Annotated in this window: 18 protein-coding genes; 8 read left to right on the forward strand and 10 right to left on the reverse strand. The window is 36.1% G+C overall.

The window, feature by feature from the left end:
- The 4 genes from B5E95_RS03810 (at position 1) to B5E95_RS03825 (ending at position 3,093) form a co-directional block, all read left to right on the forward strand.
- Complete coding sequence (locus B5E95_RS03810; RefSeq protein ID WP_013437702.1) at positions 1–243, forward strand: hypothetical protein; 243 nt, start codon at positions 1–3, stop codon at positions 241–243.
- 121 nt (positions 244–364) lie between these two features.
- Positions 365–1,087, forward strand: a complete 723-nt coding sequence (locus B5E95_RS03815; protein WP_087235607.1) for a GntR family transcriptional regulator — start codon at positions 365–367, stop codon at positions 1,085–1,087.
- A gap of 9 nt (positions 1,088–1,096) precedes the next feature.
- Positions 1,097–2,578: a family 1 glycosylhydrolase gene (locus tag B5E95_RS03820; RefSeq protein ID WP_087235608.1), complete on the forward strand. Its 1,482-nt coding sequence runs from the start codon at positions 1,097–1,099 to the stop codon at positions 2,576–2,578.
- Positions 2,579–2,682: 104 nt separating this feature from the next.
- Positions 2,683–3,093 carry a DUF3284 domain-containing protein gene (locus B5E95_RS03825; protein WP_025006145.1) on the forward strand — a complete coding sequence of 137 codons (411 nt, stop codon included), beginning with the start codon at positions 2,683–2,685 and terminating at the stop codon, positions 3,091–3,093.
- Positions 3,094–3,444: 351 nt separating this feature from the next.
- Here the strand turns inward: B5E95_RS03825 and celB are convergent, their stop codons facing one another.
- The 4 genes from celB to B5E95_RS03845 all read right to left on the reverse strand — a co-directional run bounded on the left by celB (position 3,445) and on the right by B5E95_RS03845 (position 6,340).
- On the reverse strand, positions 3,445–4,797 hold the full coding sequence (gene celB / locus B5E95_RS03830; protein WP_087235609.1) for a PTS cellobiose transporter subunit IIC: 1,353 nt from the start codon (positions 4,795–4,797) through the stop codon (positions 3,445–3,447).
- 199 nt (positions 4,798–4,996) lie between these two features.
- Positions 4,997–5,509, reverse strand: coding sequence for a PTS cellobiose transporter subunit IIA (locus B5E95_RS03835; protein ID WP_087235610.1), 513 nt, complete (start codon positions 5,507–5,509; stop codon positions 4,997–4,999).
- 105 nt (positions 5,510–5,614) lie between these two features.
- Positions 5,615–5,977 carry a PTS lactose/cellobiose transporter subunit IIA gene (locus tag B5E95_RS03840; protein WP_014918983.1) on the reverse strand — a complete coding sequence of 121 codons (363 nt, stop codon included), beginning with the start codon at positions 5,975–5,977 and terminating at the stop codon, positions 5,615–5,617.
- Positions 5,978–6,004: 27 nt separating this feature from the next.
- Positions 6,005–6,340, reverse strand: a complete 336-nt coding sequence (locus B5E95_RS03845) for a PTS sugar transporter subunit IIB (protein WP_087175826.1) — start codon at positions 6,338–6,340, stop codon at positions 6,005–6,007.
- A 309-nt stretch (positions 6,341–6,649) separates the two neighbouring features.
- Between B5E95_RS03845 and B5E95_RS03850 the strand changes: the two genes are divergently transcribed.
- Both B5E95_RS03850 and B5E95_RS03855 read left to right on the forward strand, forming a co-directional pair.
- Complete coding sequence (locus tag B5E95_RS03850; RefSeq protein ID WP_025006149.1) at positions 6,650–7,354, forward strand: GntR family transcriptional regulator; 705 nt, start codon at positions 6,650–6,652, stop codon at positions 7,352–7,354.
- Between the two features lie 84 nt (positions 7,355–7,438).
- Entirely contained in the window at positions 7,439–8,884 is a 1,446-nt protein-coding gene (locus B5E95_RS03855; RefSeq protein WP_087235611.1) for a 6-phospho-beta-glucosidase, read from the forward strand.
- Between the two features lie 75 nt (positions 8,885–8,959).
- Here B5E95_RS03855 and B5E95_RS03860 read toward each other — a convergent pair whose 3' ends face one another.
- Complete coding sequence (locus tag B5E95_RS03860; RefSeq protein WP_087235612.1) at positions 8,960–9,880, reverse strand: aldo/keto reductase; 921 nt, start codon at positions 9,878–9,880, stop codon at positions 8,960–8,962.
- A gap of 137 nt (positions 9,881–10,017) precedes the next feature.
- On the opposite strand from B5E95_RS03860, the gene B5E95_RS03865 reads away from it, so the two are divergent.
- On the forward strand, positions 10,018–10,947 hold the full coding sequence (locus B5E95_RS03865) for a nucleoside hydrolase (RefSeq protein ID WP_087235613.1): 930 nt from the start codon (positions 10,018–10,020) through the stop codon (positions 10,945–10,947).
- A 50-nt stretch (positions 10,948–10,997) separates the two neighbouring features.
- On the opposite strand, the gene B5E95_RS03870 is transcribed toward B5E95_RS03865, so the two are convergent.
- Entirely contained in the window at positions 10,998–11,513 is a 516-nt protein-coding gene (locus tag B5E95_RS03870) for an SA1002 family membrane protein (protein ID WP_087175821.1), read from the reverse strand.
- 10 nt (positions 11,514–11,523) lie between these two features.
- A complete protein-coding gene (locus tag B5E95_RS03875; RefSeq protein ID WP_025006152.1) occupies positions 11,524–11,793 on the reverse strand; it encodes an FMN-binding protein in 270 nt (89 codons plus the stop codon).
- A 323-nt stretch (positions 11,794–12,116) separates the two neighbouring features.
- Here B5E95_RS03875 and B5E95_RS03880 point away from each other — a divergent pair, with 323 nt between their 5' ends.
- The gene (locus tag B5E95_RS03880; RefSeq protein WP_087235614.1) at positions 12,117–13,727 is read left to right on the forward strand and encodes an Mbeg1-like protein; all 1,611 of its coding nucleotides are present in this window, start codon (positions 12,117–12,119) and stop codon (positions 13,725–13,727) included.
- Positions 13,728–13,763: 36 nt separating this feature from the next.
- On the opposite strand, the gene B5E95_RS03885 is transcribed toward B5E95_RS03880, so the two are convergent.
- From B5E95_RS03885 to B5E95_RS03895, 3 genes are all read right to left on the reverse strand, one after another.
- Positions 13,764–14,387, reverse strand: a complete 624-nt coding sequence (locus B5E95_RS03885) for an NUDIX hydrolase N-terminal domain-containing protein (protein ID WP_087235615.1) — start codon at positions 14,385–14,387, stop codon at positions 13,764–13,766.
- A 9-nt stretch (positions 14,388–14,396) separates the two neighbouring features.
- Positions 14,397–15,497, reverse strand: a complete 1,101-nt coding sequence (locus B5E95_RS03890) for a serine hydrolase domain-containing protein (RefSeq protein WP_241146312.1) — start codon at positions 15,495–15,497, stop codon at positions 14,397–14,399.
- A 105-nt stretch (positions 15,498–15,602) separates the two neighbouring features.
- Positions 15,603–16,661: an aspartate-semialdehyde dehydrogenase gene (locus B5E95_RS03895; RefSeq protein ID WP_087235617.1), complete on the reverse strand. Its 1,059-nt coding sequence runs from the start codon at positions 16,659–16,661 to the stop codon at positions 15,603–15,605.

The raw sequence follows: 16,661 nt of genomic DNA on the forward strand, positions 1-16,661 counted from the left end.
TTGAATAATGAAGAAAAAATTGTAAATGAATTTGATCGTGACGGTCATCATTATAAAATTGGCGTCAAAGCCGATGGCCAAGTATCTGTATACTTAGATGATGAAACCAAAGCTCATCATGGATATCACTTCCCTGGTGTTATCCAAATCCCTAAAGGAATTGAAATCGATGGTCAAATGGTTTTACGACTCCCTATTGACTGTGATGATGCAATTGATCAAGGTATTAAAGATTTGAAATAATTCATAAAAAGAGACGTTGTTAAGCTATAAAAAGAGTAAAATAATGTCTCTTTTTTACTAAAGTATAGACTTTGCTATATAATAAAAATATAAATCTAATATAGAAATAGAATGGAAAAACATGGCAAAGGCAAAATATCTAGAAGTAGCAAATGAATTAAGAAAAAGAATTAAACAAGGCATCTACAATAAGCAAGAGCCTCTTCCCGATCAAGAGACATTTGCTCAAGAATTTAATGTCAGTCGCTTAACTGTCAAAAAAGCATTTGATGGTCTTGAACGACAGGGTCTGGTTTATAAACAATCCGGACTTGGCACCTTCGTTACTGGAGAAATTCCAATTAAGGAAAAAGTTGATGCTCCAGCTAACGCATTCATTGGTTTAAGAAATCAAATGGGTAAAGATGCCATTAAGAGTCAAATTATTCATTTCTCCGTAGAATTTCCTGATGAACAAATGCAAAAGAATCTTGAAATCAAAAAAACAGAACCGATTTATAATATTGTTCGTTTAAGACTTTATAATGATAAACCACTTATCCTTGAGCATACTTACATGCCGGTTAAATTAATTCCTGATCTTGATAAAAACATTTTGCATAAATCAATTTATGACTACATTCATAAGAATCTTAATTTAAAATTTGGACACGCCTATCGTAAGATTCGAGCTAATAAAGCAGACGAATATGATCAAAAATATTTAAATGCTAAAAAAGATGATCCTATTCTCGAATTGGAACAGATTATTTGGCTTACTAATGGTCAACCTATCGAATATTCTGTCAGCAAGAATCGTTATGATACACGTGATTATGTACTATTAGATAATAATCGTTTTTAGAGGTAATATATGGCATTCACAAAAGAATTTACTTGGGGCGGCGCTACCGCTGCTAACCAATATGAAGGCGGATATGATGAAGGCGGCAAAGGCTTAAATGCCGTTGATGTTTTAACTAATGGTTCAGCTACTGAACCACGTAAAGTAACTTGGAAGAAGCCTAATGGTGAAACAGGTGCTACTCCCCTAGTTTGGGGCAAAGACTTCAAACTGCCTGAAGGTGCAGTTCCTACTCTGCTTGATGGTTACTACTACCCAAGTCACCAAGGTACAGACTTTTACCACCATTACAAGGAAGATATTAAATATATGGCAGACATGGGCTTTGATGTTTTCCGTTTATCAATGAACTGGTCCAGAATTTTACCAAATGGCGATGATGAAAAGCCTAATGAAGAAGGATTAGCATTTTACGACAAGGTATTCGATGAATGTGCTAAGTATGGTATTGAACCATTAGTTACTTTATCTCACTACGAAACTTCCCTCTCTTTAATCACTCGCTTCGGTGGCTGGAAAGATCGTCGTTTAATCGATGCTTTTGTTCATTATTCAAATATTGTAATGAATCATTACAAAGGCAAAGTTAGATACTGGCTTACTTTTAACGAAATTAACGCGATGGATATGGCTCCATACATGGGCGGTGGCCTAATCGATGGTAGTGAACAAAATCGTGCCCAAGGTGCCCACAATCAATTTGTAGCAAGTGCTAAAGTAGTTAAGTTGGCTCACGAAATCGATCCAAATAATCGCGTTGGCCAAATGTTAGCCTACTCTGCTTACTACCCATACACTTGTGATCCTAAGGATCAAATTAAAGTTATGGAAGTAAAGCAAGATATGCTTTTCTATAGTGATGTTCAAACTGGTGGTCACTATCCAGAATATCGTTTAAAGAAGTATGAACGCGATGGAATTAAGCTGGATGATACTCCAGAGGATTACGAATTGATCGCTAAGTACCCTGCTGACTTCTTAAGTTTCTCCTGCTACACTTCAAATGTTTTAACTACTCATGAAGCAGAAGCTAAAGCATCTGGTAATGTTAGCGCAGGTGGCGTTAAGAACCCTTACCTTGAAAGTAATGCCTGGGGTTGGGCAACTGACCCAGATGTTTTAAGAATTGCTCTTAATGATCTCTGGGACCGTTACCACAAGCCTCTCTGGGTAGTTGAAAATGGTTTAGGCTCCGCCGACACTTTAGAAAAAGACGGCAAGGTCCATGATGATTACCGTATTAATTACTTGCGTAGTCAAATCAAATCTATGAGGGATGCCGTTACAATTGATGGCGTTGACTTAATGGGCTACACTACTTGGTCGGCAATTGATTTAGTATCTAACGGTACCGGTGAAATGAAGAAACGTTATGGCTTCGTCTATGTCGATCGTGATGATCGTGGCAATGGATCACTTAAGCGTTACCCTAAGGATTCATTCTACTGGTACAAGAAAGTCATCTCATCAAACGGTGAAGATTTAGACTAATTTAATCCTAAAATAGAGCCTAACTTATGAAAAAGCTAGACTCTATTTTTTTAAATAAATATAATTAAGATATAAGTAATATAGAAATAGAGAGAAGAAAAAAATTGATAACTATTACAAGACAATTCAACTTTAAAGCTAAAGATTTCTTTGATTATTTAGAAGAACAACTAATCCCTGCTATTAAAAAAGCTAGAGGCAATGATATGCCCGTTGTTTTAAGCAAGGGTACTAAGTACGAAATGGACGGTGCTAAGGTTGAAATTACCGATTATGAGCGTAACAAGGTCTATGGTGCTCACTTCAAGACTAGCCGTCTTGAGCTCCAGATTAAGTATGTAACTGAAGATAATGCCGAAGGCGTAAAGATTACCTTCAGTGAAGATATGCTCAGCTTTGACCGTGAAAAGCATGGTAAGTTACAGACCTTGTTCTATAACTGGCAGCTTAAGATGGGCGCTAGAAAAGAATTAAAACGTATGGGTGACAACGTTTATGCCAATATGGCTGCTTAGAATCACCCTCTCAGCATGAAAAAGACCGTAGTTCGTTTGAATTACGGTCTTTTTTATGGATCAATGCTGGTATTGGTTAAATTGAGTATCAATGCTAATTAATTAAATAATACGTTTCTGCTTCATGCATATTACTCTTCCTTTCTTATTCAATTTAAATACCCAATAATACTCGTCAACATCTTTTCGTCTACTGCTCTTTTCAAATTTGTTGCCAATTATGAATTACTACTTAAAGTTAACTAAATTAATATGAACTGAATTTTTAATTAATCAAAAAAACGTTGCCAGATTAGACAACGTTTTTTATCGTTCAAAGTTAACAAAGTTTTATTTTAATTTTTTAATTTATTAATTCTTAGCAGTATCTGCTTGTTCTTGCTTAAGCAATACATTGTCGTAGTGCTTAATGAATGGGAACCAGATCAAGAATGCAACGATCGCACAAACTACTGAAAGAACGGCACCTTGCCAACTAGCAGTTGCGATGAAACCACTCAAACCAACTGGAGTTGGCCATGGTTGTTGTACGATGATCTTAGGTACTAAATGAGTAGTTACAGCAACATAACCAATAATACCTGAAGCAAGCGGAGCACAAATAAATGGAATCAATAAGTTAATGTTATAAACGATTGGTAAACCGAAAAGAATTGGTTCGTTAATGTTAAAGATAGCTGGGACTAATTCAACCTTACCAATTTCTTTTAATTGGACTGAACGTGAACCAAAGGCAAGCCAGATAGCCATACCTAAAGTGGCACCAGAACCACCAATAATTACGAATGAGTTCATTGGGTCACCAGCGAAGAAGTGTGAAGCACCATTTACGTTAGCAGCCATGTTAGCCAAAACAATTGGCGTATAGAAAGCACTCATAATTGTGGCACCGTGAATACCAAACCACCATAAGAAGTGGATCAAGAAGATAATGATGAGGAATCCCCACCAAGTATCAGCGATATTACTAATGAATGAGAATGGAATGTAAAGAACCTTGAAGATATCAGTTCCTAAAGTTACCAAAATCAATTCAATAACTGCAACAGTTAAAGCAATACAGAAACCTGGAATCAAAGCACTGAATGAGTTAGATACACCAGCTGGAACAGATGCAGGCATCTTAATTCTCCAGTTATGCTTAACCGTGTAACGGTAGATTTGAACTGTTAACCAAGCAACTACCAAACCGGTAAAGATACCAACTGAGGCAATTCTAGTAATACCACCAGTTGAAGCTTCATAACCACCAGCAACCATCTTAGCCTTAGTAAGAATAGTAACAAATTGAATTGAACCATTCTTCCAAACAAGTTCTGGTACAGTAATGAAAAAGGCCATTAAGAACATTAATAAACCGTTCATTGGTACCAAATCAAGTTTTTCTTCTTGACGGTAAATATTTGTATATGAATATGCAAAAGTACCGGCAAAGATCAATGCCAAAATACCCATAGTAGCATTGTAAACAACTTGGAATAAGTTGGTAAAACGACCCAAAGTATTTGCATAAAATTCAGCAAATCCAGGAATTGGAAATGCTTGTGGTAATACAGTTAAAATTAAGAATATTGCTCCGATAATAGAAAATGAAATAACGCTATAGCCAGCGTCCATGATAGCTCTAACAAAGCGTGATGAGGCAAATTTCCCGGCTTTTGCCGCAATCTTATCTTTGAAAGAAGCTGAATTAGAATCAGCCATATTCTTTTCCCCCTCAATATTTCTGAAACATTCATCAAATCTGAACAACTTTATTATATCGAAAGCGATTTCTTATGTAAACGCTTTTTCTTTACATACGGTATACCGTTGAAATCAAAAGTCTTTACTTTTCCCATTATCACGGGCTTTTGGACAAAATAAAAAAACTTATAGTTATTTATAAGTTTCTTCATATAATCTATTGTTGATGCTTCTTGAAAACTTCAATTACACGGTAATAACGATCCTTATCGTTCAAAATTTGATGAATTCTGAATTCGCATAAAGCCGCTAAAACAATTCCGATTAACAGGAAAGCAACCATGAAATACAAAATATCATTGTTAATTACAAATGGAAAAATCATCTTTTTAAGTGGAGTAAACAAACCGATTGCCAGCAATGCATTAACTGCCATCTGGACGTATAAATATATTCTAGTAATTGGAATGTCACGCTTACGATTGTGCATCTTAGATAACTGCTCAAAACTAGCTACAGCAGAATAAACTCCCACAATTAGCGCAGCAAAAATTCCAAATCGTGAACCATAATATGCACTAATAATAAACCACATCAAATTACAAAATAAAAAGATGGTTACAATATATCTAATCATCAAATACCGACTAAAATACATGTACTTAATACTTTCTCGGTGCTTAGTCCGTGCTACTTCTGCTTTTTCTCTTTCGACTTCTTTTTGATTCATATTTCTTCTCTCAATCTAAACTTAATTATTTTCATTTTAGCATTTTTGCGTAAAAAAATAGATCCCACTTTTTCGTGAGATCTATTTTTATAGCGATTACTTTTATTATTTCTTAAGAGAGCCAGACTCATATAGCTTTTCATAAAGATCTACCATTTCTCCAGCTAAGTCCCTAAAGGTAATAGCGTTCATCAAGTGGTCTTGTGAGTGTACCACTAATAAAGTGACATGCATATGGTCACCTTGTGCCTCTTTGGTAAGCATATTGGTTTGTGAATTATGAGCTTCAAGAAGTGACTTGTCACTTTCCTTAAGCTTTTCACGTGCGCCTTCAATATCGCCTTTTTTAGCAAGACGAATTGCTTCAAAGGCTAAACTTTTTGCGTTACCACCATTAGCAATAAGGCCCATAGCAGCCATTAATGTTTCTTGTTCCTTTTGCTCTGGAGTTTGCTTTTCTTCTGCCATAAATCTGTCTCTCCTTTAATTAGTCAATTAACCCTTAATCATTTTTTCGGCTTGAGCCAAAACGTTCTTACCGTTCATCATGCCATAGTCTTGCATGTTAATAACATCTAAAGGAATGTCCTTGCCGTCCTTGCCTCTACCTTTAACCTTCTTTTCAAAGTCACCTCTCATGTAGCTTACTTGAGGCCCAAGAAGGACACAGTCAATTTCTTTTTGATCCATTTTGTCATCAGCTTCTGAAGCTGGGCAAGCAAAGATTTCTGCATCAATGCCTTGTTCCTTAGCAGCTTCTTGCATCTTAGTTACCAAAAGTGAAGTACTCATACCTGCACTACAATTTAACATAATAGTTTGTTCAGCCATAATATAAAATCCTCCTGATCATTACGTTTTATATTTAAATTTCTTTTATTGATCTACGCCAATTATTATAAAACGCTTTCATTGTTTTGTAAACAAAAATATATACTTTTGTTTTCCCATCACTAAATATTATGTATCACTTGTATGCCTTTTCAAATACATACAAGCTACATGTAAAGCATACCACTTTACTTATGAAATTGCTTACAATTTTTGTACAAAAAATTAGCAACCGCTTACACAACGATAAAGAAAACTGGTAAAATAGCAATGAAACATTTCCCTTTACAATAGAGAGGAGGCTTACCCTTGAGTCGTTATCAAGAAATAGCCAATGATATAGAAAAAGATATTATTGAAAAGAAGTATGTTAGACAGTTGCCTGAGCAATTTGATTTGGCTAAGAAATATCATACTAGCCGAGTAACTATTGTTCATGCTCTTAAAATTTTGCAAAGCAAAAAATTAATCAAAGCTGTCAAGGGACACGGTACCTTCATTACTAGCAAGTCGATTCCTGATATTTTTCTTAACTCTGGTGTCAACGAACATACCGGCTTCACCAGACATGTCAATAGCGCCTTTCTATTAACTAGCAATGTAATTTCGTTTAATATTCGACGGCCGAGCGCTGAAGAATGCAAAGCTTTATGTCTAGACAAAAATGATGAGGTTTATGACATTATTAGACAACGTATCTTAAATGGAAAACCAGCTAGGTTGGAATATACCGTCATGCCGATTAAGCGCATCCCCGGAATCACAATGGATATTCTGCACAAATCAGTTTACTCCTATATTCAAAATGAGCTGGGGCTTAAAATTGGCAAGGACGATCGGATCATTACCGCAGAAAAATCTGATGCCTACGATATGAAATATCTTGACTGTGCCATCGACGATCCCGTTTTATGTATTCAACAAAAAGCGTTTTTAGAAGACGGCCGTCCCTTTGAATTATCAGAATCGCGCAATCGCTATGATCGAGGCGCCTTAACAGTCAACGGTGACTAAATTCAACTTGATTTTAAAAATACACTGTGTCAGAATGACTATTGTAAACGTTTCCAGTTACATACAGAAAGAGAGGAATAATTAATGTATTCAGCAAAAATGCCAAAAAACTTTTTATGGGGTGGTGCTGTAGCTGCTCACCAACTTGAAGGTGCTTGGAAAGAAGGCGGCAAAGGAGTTTCCGTTGCCGATGTTATGACAGTCGGTTCCGCTACTAAGCCACGTGAAATTACTGATGGTGTTCTTCCAGGTAAGAACTATCCTAACCACTCAGCAATTGATTTCTACCACCACTACAAGGAAGACATCAGGTTAATGGCAGAAATGGGCTTTAAGGCTTTCAGAACTTCTATTGCCTGGACTAGAATTTTCCCTAACGGTGATGAAAAAGAACCTAATGAAGAAGGTTTAAAATTTTATGACGATTTATTTGATACCTGTCATGAATACGGCATTGAACCTGTAATTACCCTCTCCCACTTTGAAATGCCATTCAATTTGGCTAAGAACTATGGTGGTTTTACCAACCGTAAAGTAATTGACTTCTTCGTACATTTCGCAGAAGTTTGCTTCAAGCGTTACAAGAACAAGGTTAAGTACTGGATGACTTTCAATGAAATTGATAACCAATCAGCATTTAACAATGACTTCTTAATGGCTACTAATTCTGGTATTCTTTTCAAAGATGACATGACTGACAGGGATAAAGAAGCTGCAATGTATCAAGCTGGTCACTATGAATTAGTTGCTTCTGCATTAGCAGTTAAGATTGGTCACAAGATCAACCCTAACTTCCAAATTGGTTGTATGATCAACTACTCACCTGTTCGTCCACTTACTCCATCAAGTGATGATGTATTATTAGCTGACAAGTGGGAGCAACGCCGTGATTGGTTCTCAGACGTTCATGTTTTTGGCGAATATCCAAATGCTGTTGAAGCTTATATCGAAAGAAATGGCTACCGTCCTGACATCACTGATGAAGATAGAATTGTCTTAAAGGAAGGTACAGTTGATTATGTTGGCTTTAGTTACTACCAAACTACTACTGTTTCAAGCGAAAAAGTTAAGCCTGATGATTTAACTGATTTAGCTAAAGCTGTAGCTAAGAACCCTACTTTGAAGCGTAGTGACTGGGGCTGGGAAATCGATCCAGAAGGTTTGAGAATTGCCTTAAACCAATTGCAAGATCGTTACCACAAGCCATTGTTCATCGTTGAAAATGGTCTTGGTGCTTACGACAAGGTTGAAGACGGCAAGGTTCACGATGACTACAGAATCGACTACTTGAGAAACCATATTTCAGAAATGGAAAAGGCTGTTGAACTCGACGGTGTTGACTTAATGGGTTACCTTCCATGGGGCTGCATCGACTTGGTTTCTGCTGGTACTGGTCAAATGGACAAGCGTTACGGCTTTATCTACGTTGACAAGAATGATGCCGGTGAAGGTACTTTGGCTCGTTCACGTAAGGATTCATTCTTCTGGTACAAGAAGGTCATCAAATCAAACGGTAAAGATTTAGATTAAAATAATTATCTTAATTACTAAAAAAAGAGTTAGGTGAAATTCATCTAACTCTTTTCATTTGGCCTTTTTAACTTATTATGGCAAATCATTACCGGCTGCTAAATACAAATCGTACCATTCTTGCTTAGTTAATTGAATGTCGCTACCAGCCGCTGAATCCGCAATATGCTGAGGATTCATTGAACCAACCAAGATTTGAATCTGTCCAGGACAACGCAAAATCCAACTGGCTGCAATTGCATTTTTACCTACTTGATAATGTTCGGCTAACTTTTCTAATTCTTCATTTAATTGCGGAAACTTCGAATTATTGATAAAGGTTCCTTCAAACATACCATATTGGAATGGTGACCAGCACTGCAATGTTATTCTGTGCCGCAATAAGTAATTCCACGTTTGGCCATCATGATCTACTGACTTTTCATCGGTCATGTTGGTATGAACAATACTATCAAGCATCCCCGTATGCATCAAGCCAAACTGCAATTGGTCAAACATAATTGGCTGAGTCACTGCTGTTTTAAGCAATTCAATTTCACTAGCATTAAAGTTAGAAACACCAAAGAAGCGCACCTTCCCTTGTGCCTGCAATGTATCAAAAGCCTCCGCTACCTCCTCTAGATCCATCAAAATATCGGGCCGGTGCAGAACCAAGCTATCTAAGTAGTCAACCTGCATTCTGTCTAGGATGCCATCTACAGCAGTCAAAATATATTTTTCAGAAAAATCATATCGCTTGCCTGGTACAATCCCTGTTTTAGATTGGATGAAGAGCTTATCTCGGCCAATCTTTGTTTCTTTTAGTGCCTGCCCAAAAACTGTTTCTGACTTTCCACCGCCATATATATCGGCTGAATCGATAAAGTTAATTCCTTCTTCATAAGCTGCACTAATTGCATCCGCCGCTTCTGTTACGCTTTTTTGATTCATCCGCATAATGCCTAATGCCATAGCCGGAATGGAAAGCGTAGATGGTCCCATTTTAATTTGTTTCATAGTTATTGCCTTTCTGTGTATATCAATATTCTTATTATAAGATTAATGTAAGCGGTTTTACAAATATCTTAAATTAAAATATTTCTTGTTAATTAGACATGCTAAAATGAATGTAATTAGTTAGAAAGGTTCAAAAAATGAAACAAATATATTTTAATCATGATGGTAACATTGACGATTTAGTATCTTACCTGCTTCTTTTGCAAGCTCCTGATATCAAATTGTTAGGTGTCGGTGCAATCGATGCCGACGGTTTTATCGATCCCTCTGTTGCAGCATGCCGTAAGATGACTGATCTTTTTAATCTGCGCGGAGATAAATTAGCAGTTGCCCGTTCAAATTCAAGAGCTGTCAACCAATTCCCACACGACTGGCGCATGGCTACATATTCCTTTAATTATTTACCTATCTTAAACGAAAAGGGTTCGATCGATACTCCACAAGCTGAATTACCTGCTCACCTTGATATGGTTGAAAAACTTAAGCATGCAAAAGAACCAGTCACATTAATTATGACCGGTCCTTTAACTGACTTAGCACGTGCTCTTGATGTTGACCTAGATATTGAAAAACATATCAAAAAACTTTACTGGATGGGCGGCTCTCTTGATGATCATGGTAACGTAGCCATGGTTAACGCAGATGGCAGTCAGGAATGGAATTCATTCTGGGATCCATACGCTGTTAAACGCGTTTTTGATTCCAATATTTCAATTCAAATGGTGGGCCTTGAAAGTACTGAAGAGATCCCATTAAATGATGAATTGCGGCAACACTGGGCAAGTTTACGCAAATATCCAGCTATGGATTTAGTTGGCCAAGGCTACAGCCTAATTATCTCAATCCCTTCTGCTGAACTTTACCTTTGGGATGTACTTACTACAGTTAGTGCATTGTATCCAGAAGTTGTTAAAACTGAAAAAGCTAAGGCTACAGTTATTACTGATGGAATGAGTGCTGGTAGCTTTAGACGTGATCCTAACGGTCGTGAAGTTGACATCGTTACTAAAGCAAACAAGGAATTATTCTTCCAAAAGATGGATGAAATTCTTGAGAGAACTAAGTAATAACATTACCATGAACAATAAAAGCATCCCGGAATTGGGATGCTTTTTAATTAAATTGCCTTAATAAACTTTTTATATAAAATCACGGCAATCCACGCCGAAATAAATGAAGGTAAAACGACAACCACTAGCAAATTCGGATCTAGGAAATTACCTACTCTAATGAAGTGAGTAATCGTACTGATATGCTTAATATTGCTGAAAATTGCCTGATAAACTGTCACATAAATCAGCGACCATTGAATATAATATTCAACCAAAGTCAAAGTCGTCGTCGAAAACTTGAAAACATGAGCGGCCACTCGCATTCCCCAATAGATAAACATCCCGGAAAGTACCACAAATGCCGCCAGCAACAAGAAGAGATTCCCTAAATTCACATGATCCTTATCCTGCATCATGAAATATGCAATTACAAAAAAGAGCAAAAAGTTAACTGTACTAAAGAAAATTTGAGCAAGAAATAGAATTGCCGCCTTCAAAAATTCAAATTTATGCTCCGAACGAAAAAGGGCAATAATCAAGATGATAATTGCTCCAATAACAAAGTATGTTGTAACGTGCATTAATCTTCCTCTACTTTTTTGCTTGCTTTAGAGCATCCGTAACTGCTTCTTTAACTCCATTTGAAGTAAAAGTTGCACCACTTACCGCATCGATATCTGCAGATTGCTTAGTCAGAATTTCATTTTCAAGCTGCTTTTCTGCTTTTTGACCATATTGTGGCGTTTCAGTAGATAAATCTAAATCAGCTGCCACGATTTTTTGATCCTTAACAGTTAACTTCACTTTAACAAAGCCTGCCATGCCTCTTGCTTCAGCATCATATATTCCATCTTTTAACATAAAAATTCCCCTTTTAAAATAAAAAAACGCCCTCATACATATTGTACAATACATACAAGAGTAATTTTTTCAAAAAATGTAAAGATATAAGTATACCATTAACTATCAATAACTGATATACTTATGTGCGGGTTATAATTTCTATAAGTCCTTATTATAATCCATCATTACAGGTAGTTGAATCCCCTTCTACCTGTTTTTATTATAGTATAAAATAACGAATGTTGCTAAATAGCTAAAAAAGTTTTTTGTTACACTATCTCTCAATAGTTACGTTAAAATTGTAGAGGGGATTATAGTTTTTTCATTTGAAGAGGTAAAACATGTATCCAGATAATAATATTCTTACATATTTAAAATGGCGTGGAGACATTGACTTTAGTACATCGCCTTTCAATGATATTGATGCACTTGTTTTATCTATTTTTTCTTATCTTGAATTGCATGATATTGTTAGTGGCGATGCTAAAACAATTACTGTAGATGAAGCAGCTAAGCTCTATTTTGCAGATGATCACCCACGTAATGATAATTTGCAATATCAAGAACTATTTAAATTAATGGCACGAGCCGAGCGTTTTAAAAAGGCGCAATTATCTTATTTTACTAGCACGTTAACTGAACATACTCAATTTAGTGCCATTAAAATCGAATTAACTGATGGAACTAATTTCGTCGCCTTTCGTGGTACAGATGATTCACTTATCGGTTGGAAAGAAGACTTTGAAATTAGTTTCAGAATTACTGTTGCACAAAAGCAAGCAGTTAAATTACTCGAACGTATTTTAAAAGCGGACGATCAAGATTATTATCTTTGTGGTCACTCAAAAGGTGGCAATTTAGCCGAATATGCTGCAATTAATATTGAGCCCAAACTTCGTAAACGAATTAAGCGGATCTACACTTTTGATTCTCCTGGTATCGCTGAAGAAGTAGGTGCACAGCTTCCATTAAAATATCTACAAAACACGTTAAGAAGATTTGTGCCAGAGTTTAGCGTTATCGGCCGCTTATTTGAACCTGAAGGAATCCATCCAACTATTGTGAATAGTACGCGCAATAATTTGAGTCAACATGATACTTTCAGTTGGCAAATCATTGGTTCGAGCTTTGATACTAAAAGGCATAGAAATCCGCAATCAAAAGTTTACAATCAACTAATCAACCAATGGATTGGAAACGCAACGCTTGAAGAACGCGAATCTCTAACCAATGATTTATTTGCTGCACTAGGCGCAAGTGGCGCTACCAAGATCAACGAATTAGATAAAAATGGTTTCGGTGGTTTTGGGGCTATTCTGCTGTCATTTACAAATTCTTCTCGTAGAACACGCTTCGTTTTTGGCTCCTTGTTTTCATCAATTTGGCAAACAATCAAAAGTCGCCATCTAACTAAAGTACTGTTTTCGACTGATACAATCGTTGGTTGGATCCTGGTAGTGTTGGGTATCATCAGTTTAACCATGCCTCAATATGCATTACGTGCTTTTGGTGTTCTAGTAGCATTTGCTGGAATTGGCTTTAGTGTCCATCAAATTTTAGATACGGCAAATTCTAGTTTAAAAGAGAAGCAGAAACAGTTCTTTATTATTTCATACTTAGTTGTTTTTGCTCTATCAACGGCTTTAATTTCTAATAATCGTTTGTTAATCTTCTTAGCTCACTATTTCTTGGGAATATTTTTAATTATTTATTCTTATGTCAGACTGCGGCAACTAATTCTTCATAGAATATCAGGCGTATTCCGGATCACAGTCGTGGCTACGGAAGCAGTTATCGCCTTTGCCTTAGGAATTATCGTCATCATTAATCCACGAGCATTCGATCGCAAATCTATCCTGATAATGGGAATTTTATTAATTATCTACGGTTTCTTCAAACTTATTGGAGAATTATTTGATCAGCGGCCCAAGATGCCAAAAAATCACAGATGAAAAAAGCAAGATGGATTTTTCCATCTTGCTTTTTCGTTAATCAAAAACAGTTTGCCAATTGGGATCTTTGGATGCCTCATAACACATCTTTATTTGTTCAGGCGTATTTCGACCAAGTGATAACTTAGGCAGATTATTTAATGAAAAGTAACGACAATCTGTAGTTTCAATGTTCTTTTCGAATTCGCCACCTATTACCTTGCACAAATAAAAAGCTTTTATAATTCCAGTAGCTCGAATTGGCTTATTATGTTTATTTCGATCTTGTAAAGCGATCAATTTAATTGGTTTGACATCTCTGCCTGATTCTTCTTTTGCTTCCTTAATACAGTTTTCTTCGGTAGAAAGATTAGCTTCACACCAACCACCTGGAAGTGACCAATCGTCAGATAGTTTCTCATGAACTAACAAAATCTGATCATCTTTAAAAATTGCGGCTCTCGTCTCTATTTTTGGAGTTTGATAGCCTTCATCACCACAAAATAAAGTTTTAACTTTTTCAATTGGCATCCCTGTTTTAACAGTCATCATTTCAGCCGCAATTTGACGAATTTGTTCATATCGTTCACGATCAAAGACATCATGACCATATTTCAAACCATTTTGAGCAATGCTCTGTAATTCAATTGCCCAATCAGTAAATTGATCTCCTGTTTTCATCTTTTGCCTCTATCTTTTAATGAAAGTGTCAGATTTAATATGCTTTAAAATGCTATAACCTACGCTTTTAATTTGATTTTTACTACCGTATGGCTGATTTAAAAACATCACAATTCCATTTTTATTGTCTGTAGTAAGTTGCATCCAATTAGTAAAATGAGTATCTCCAAAATTACCATAAGCCAATTTCAGTTTACCACCATCTTTTAAATAAAAACCGCCAGAGTATGTATTAACTTTGGATTTTAAATGACTTAAATAATTGAATTTCTTCTCAGTTAAAACTTTGCCATTATGCAATCCTCGTTGAATCTTATAATAATCACCAGCGGTAGAGAATAAGTTTCCCGCACCTGGAAGTTGAGACACTACATATCTATTAGCATAAGAAGCGCTTTGATAGTTTTTACCATGACGATAAAGATATGAAATAGCATCTGTCTTTGAACGAGGAATATTTTGATAAACATATGTATGCTTTAAATGAAGTGATTTAATAATTCTGTTTTTTACGTTTGCTGCATAAGATTTACCGGTTACTTTGCGAATGATACCTGCAAGCAAAACATAATTGGCATTATTATAATTAAAAGCTCCCCGCTTGGTGTGAGATGTAGCATTGGCCTTAGCAACAGTCCAATTAATTGCGCCATTTTCAGAGAAATTAATACCATGACTAGACTCGGTACCAATCACATTAATTCCTGAAGTATGGGTCATTAATTGACCTACTGTAATATGCTTAGCCTGCTTTAATCTTGGATACCAACGTGAGATTTTAGTATTTTGTGAAAACTTTTTTTGATAAATTAACTGCGTAATAATTGCCGCTGTTACAGATTTTTGCAATGAGCCAACAGGATATAATAATTTCTTATTACCATTTTTAATTTTACGTCTGTAGTAGCCATAACCAACATTAACTGTTTGACGATGTCCATCCTTAACAATTTCAATCGTGCCGCGTAAATGATGCTTATTCATTGTTTTAATAGCATATTTACGTAATTGACTATTGGAATATGTCTTGGCATTAACTGTTGCGCTATTACCTAAAAAAATAAATGAAGATAAAAATGCAATGGCTAACATTATCTTTTTTGACTTCAATCTAAAAAATCCTCCTCTGCCGTTTAATCCTGACATATTCTACCACAAAATTAAAAGCACAAATATTGCCTACTAAACAATATTTGTGCTTTTTTCTTTTTAGTTTTAGATCAAATTCATTTTTACTAAGTATTCCGCATTTTCAACAGTGTTCCAAGCTGCACCCTTTAAGAGGTTATCAGCTACGATCCACATATTAAATGCACCTGGATTTTCATAGTCAGGACGAATACGACCCACAAAAGTCTCGCGCTTACCTGCTGCATTAATAGGTTGAGGATAAATTTGATGTTTAATATCATCTTCAAGCACAACACCTGGGAAGTCAGCAACTGCAGCCATGATATCTTGAGTTGTTGCACTTTCATCTTCAACAGTGAAGTATACACTTTCACCGTGAGCAATTGGAACAGGGACTCTAACACAAGTTGCAGTGACTTTGATGTCTTTAGCGTTCATGTCGTTAAGCATAATCTTCTTGGTTTCATGAATCATCTTCCATTCTTCATGAGAATAACCAGAATCTTCTAAGACATCAATTTGTGGTAAAAGGTTAAATGCTAGTGGATAATGCTTCTTATCACCTTTAGTTGGCAAAATCTGTGCATCTGCTTGCATATCTTTGCCATCTAAATAATCTTGTGCTTCCTTTTTTAATTCTTCAATTGCGGCTTGACCTGCACCGGAAGCTGCTTGATAAGTTGAAACGATAATTTGCTTCAAACCAAACTTTCTTCTAATTGGTTCCAAGGCCATCACCATTTGAATGGTTGAACAATTTGGATTGGCAATAATACCGTGATGTTCTTTCAATGCATCTGGATTTACTTCTGGTACAACTAATGGGACATCTGGTTCCATTCTAAAAGCACTGGTATTATCTACACAAACTGCACCGCGCTTAACAGCTTCTGGTAAAAATTTCTTTGATACTGCACCGCCAGCTGATGAAAGAACTAAATCAACGCCATCGAAGGATTCTGGTGTAGTTTCCTCAACAGTTAAATCTTGATCTCTAAACTTTAATACAGTACCAGCTGAACGTGATGAGGCTAATAACTTTATACTTTTTACCGGAATAGTTGACTTAGCCAATTGATCAATCATTCTTCTACCAACAGCACCCGTAGCTCCTAAAATTGCAACATTATATTCTCTAACCAT

The organism is Lactobacillus gallinarum (assembly GCF_002160635.1).
Classification (GTDB): domain Bacteria; phylum Bacillota; class Bacilli; order Lactobacillales; family Lactobacillaceae; genus Lactobacillus; species Lactobacillus gallinarum.

What these genes read in the sequence shown, in the direction of transcription:
- B5E95_RS03815 (WP_087235607.1), top strand. Translation starts at nt 365, where the DNA reads ATGGCAAAGGCAAAATATCTAGAAGTAGCAAATGAATTAAGAAAAAGA.
- B5E95_RS03820 (WP_087235608.1), top strand. Translation starts at nt 1,097, where the DNA reads ATGGCATTCACAAAAGAATTTACTTGGGGCGGCGCTACCGCTGCTAAC.
- celB (WP_087235609.1), bottom strand. Translation starts at nt 4,797, where the DNA reads ATGGCTGATTCTAATTCAGCTTCTTTCAAAGATAAGATTGCGGCAAAA.
- B5E95_RS03835 (WP_087235610.1), bottom strand. Translation starts at nt 5,509, where the DNA reads ATGAATCAAAAAGAAGTCGAAAGAGAAAAAGCAGAAGTAGCACGGACT.
- B5E95_RS03840 (WP_014918983.1), bottom strand. Translation starts at nt 5,977, where the DNA reads ATGGCAGAAGAAAAGCAAACTCCAGAGCAAAAGGAACAAGAAACATTA.
- B5E95_RS03845 (WP_087175826.1), bottom strand. Translation starts at nt 6,340, where the DNA reads ATGGCTGAACAAACTATTATGTTAAATTGTAGTGCAGGTATGAGTACT.
- B5E95_RS03855 (WP_087235611.1), top strand. Translation starts at nt 7,439, where the DNA reads ATGTATTCAGCAAAAATGCCAAAAAACTTTTTATGGGGTGGTGCTGTA.
- B5E95_RS03860 (WP_087235612.1), bottom strand. Translation starts at nt 9,880, where the DNA reads ATGAAACAAATTAAAATGGGACCATCTACGCTTTCCATTCCGGCTATG.
- B5E95_RS03865 (WP_087235613.1), top strand. Translation starts at nt 10,018, where the DNA reads ATGAAACAAATATATTTTAATCATGATGGTAACATTGACGATTTAGTA.
- B5E95_RS03870 (WP_087175821.1), bottom strand. Translation starts at nt 11,513, where the DNA reads ATGCACGTTACAACATACTTTGTTATTGGAGCAATTATCATCTTGATT.
- B5E95_RS03875 (WP_025006152.1), bottom strand. Translation starts at nt 11,793, where the DNA reads ATGTTAAAAGATGGAATATATGATGCTGAAGCAAGAGGCATGGCAGGC.
- B5E95_RS03880 (WP_087235614.1), top strand. Translation starts at nt 12,117, where the DNA reads ATGTATCCAGATAATAATATTCTTACATATTTAAAATGGCGTGGAGAC.
- B5E95_RS03885 (WP_087235615.1), bottom strand. Translation starts at nt 14,387, where the DNA reads ATGAAAACAGGAGATCAATTTACTGATTGGGCAATTGAATTACAGAGC.
- B5E95_RS03895 (WP_087235617.1), bottom strand. Translation starts at nt 16,661, where the DNA reads ATGGTTAGAGAATATAATGTTGCAATTTTAGGAGCTACGGGTGCTGTT.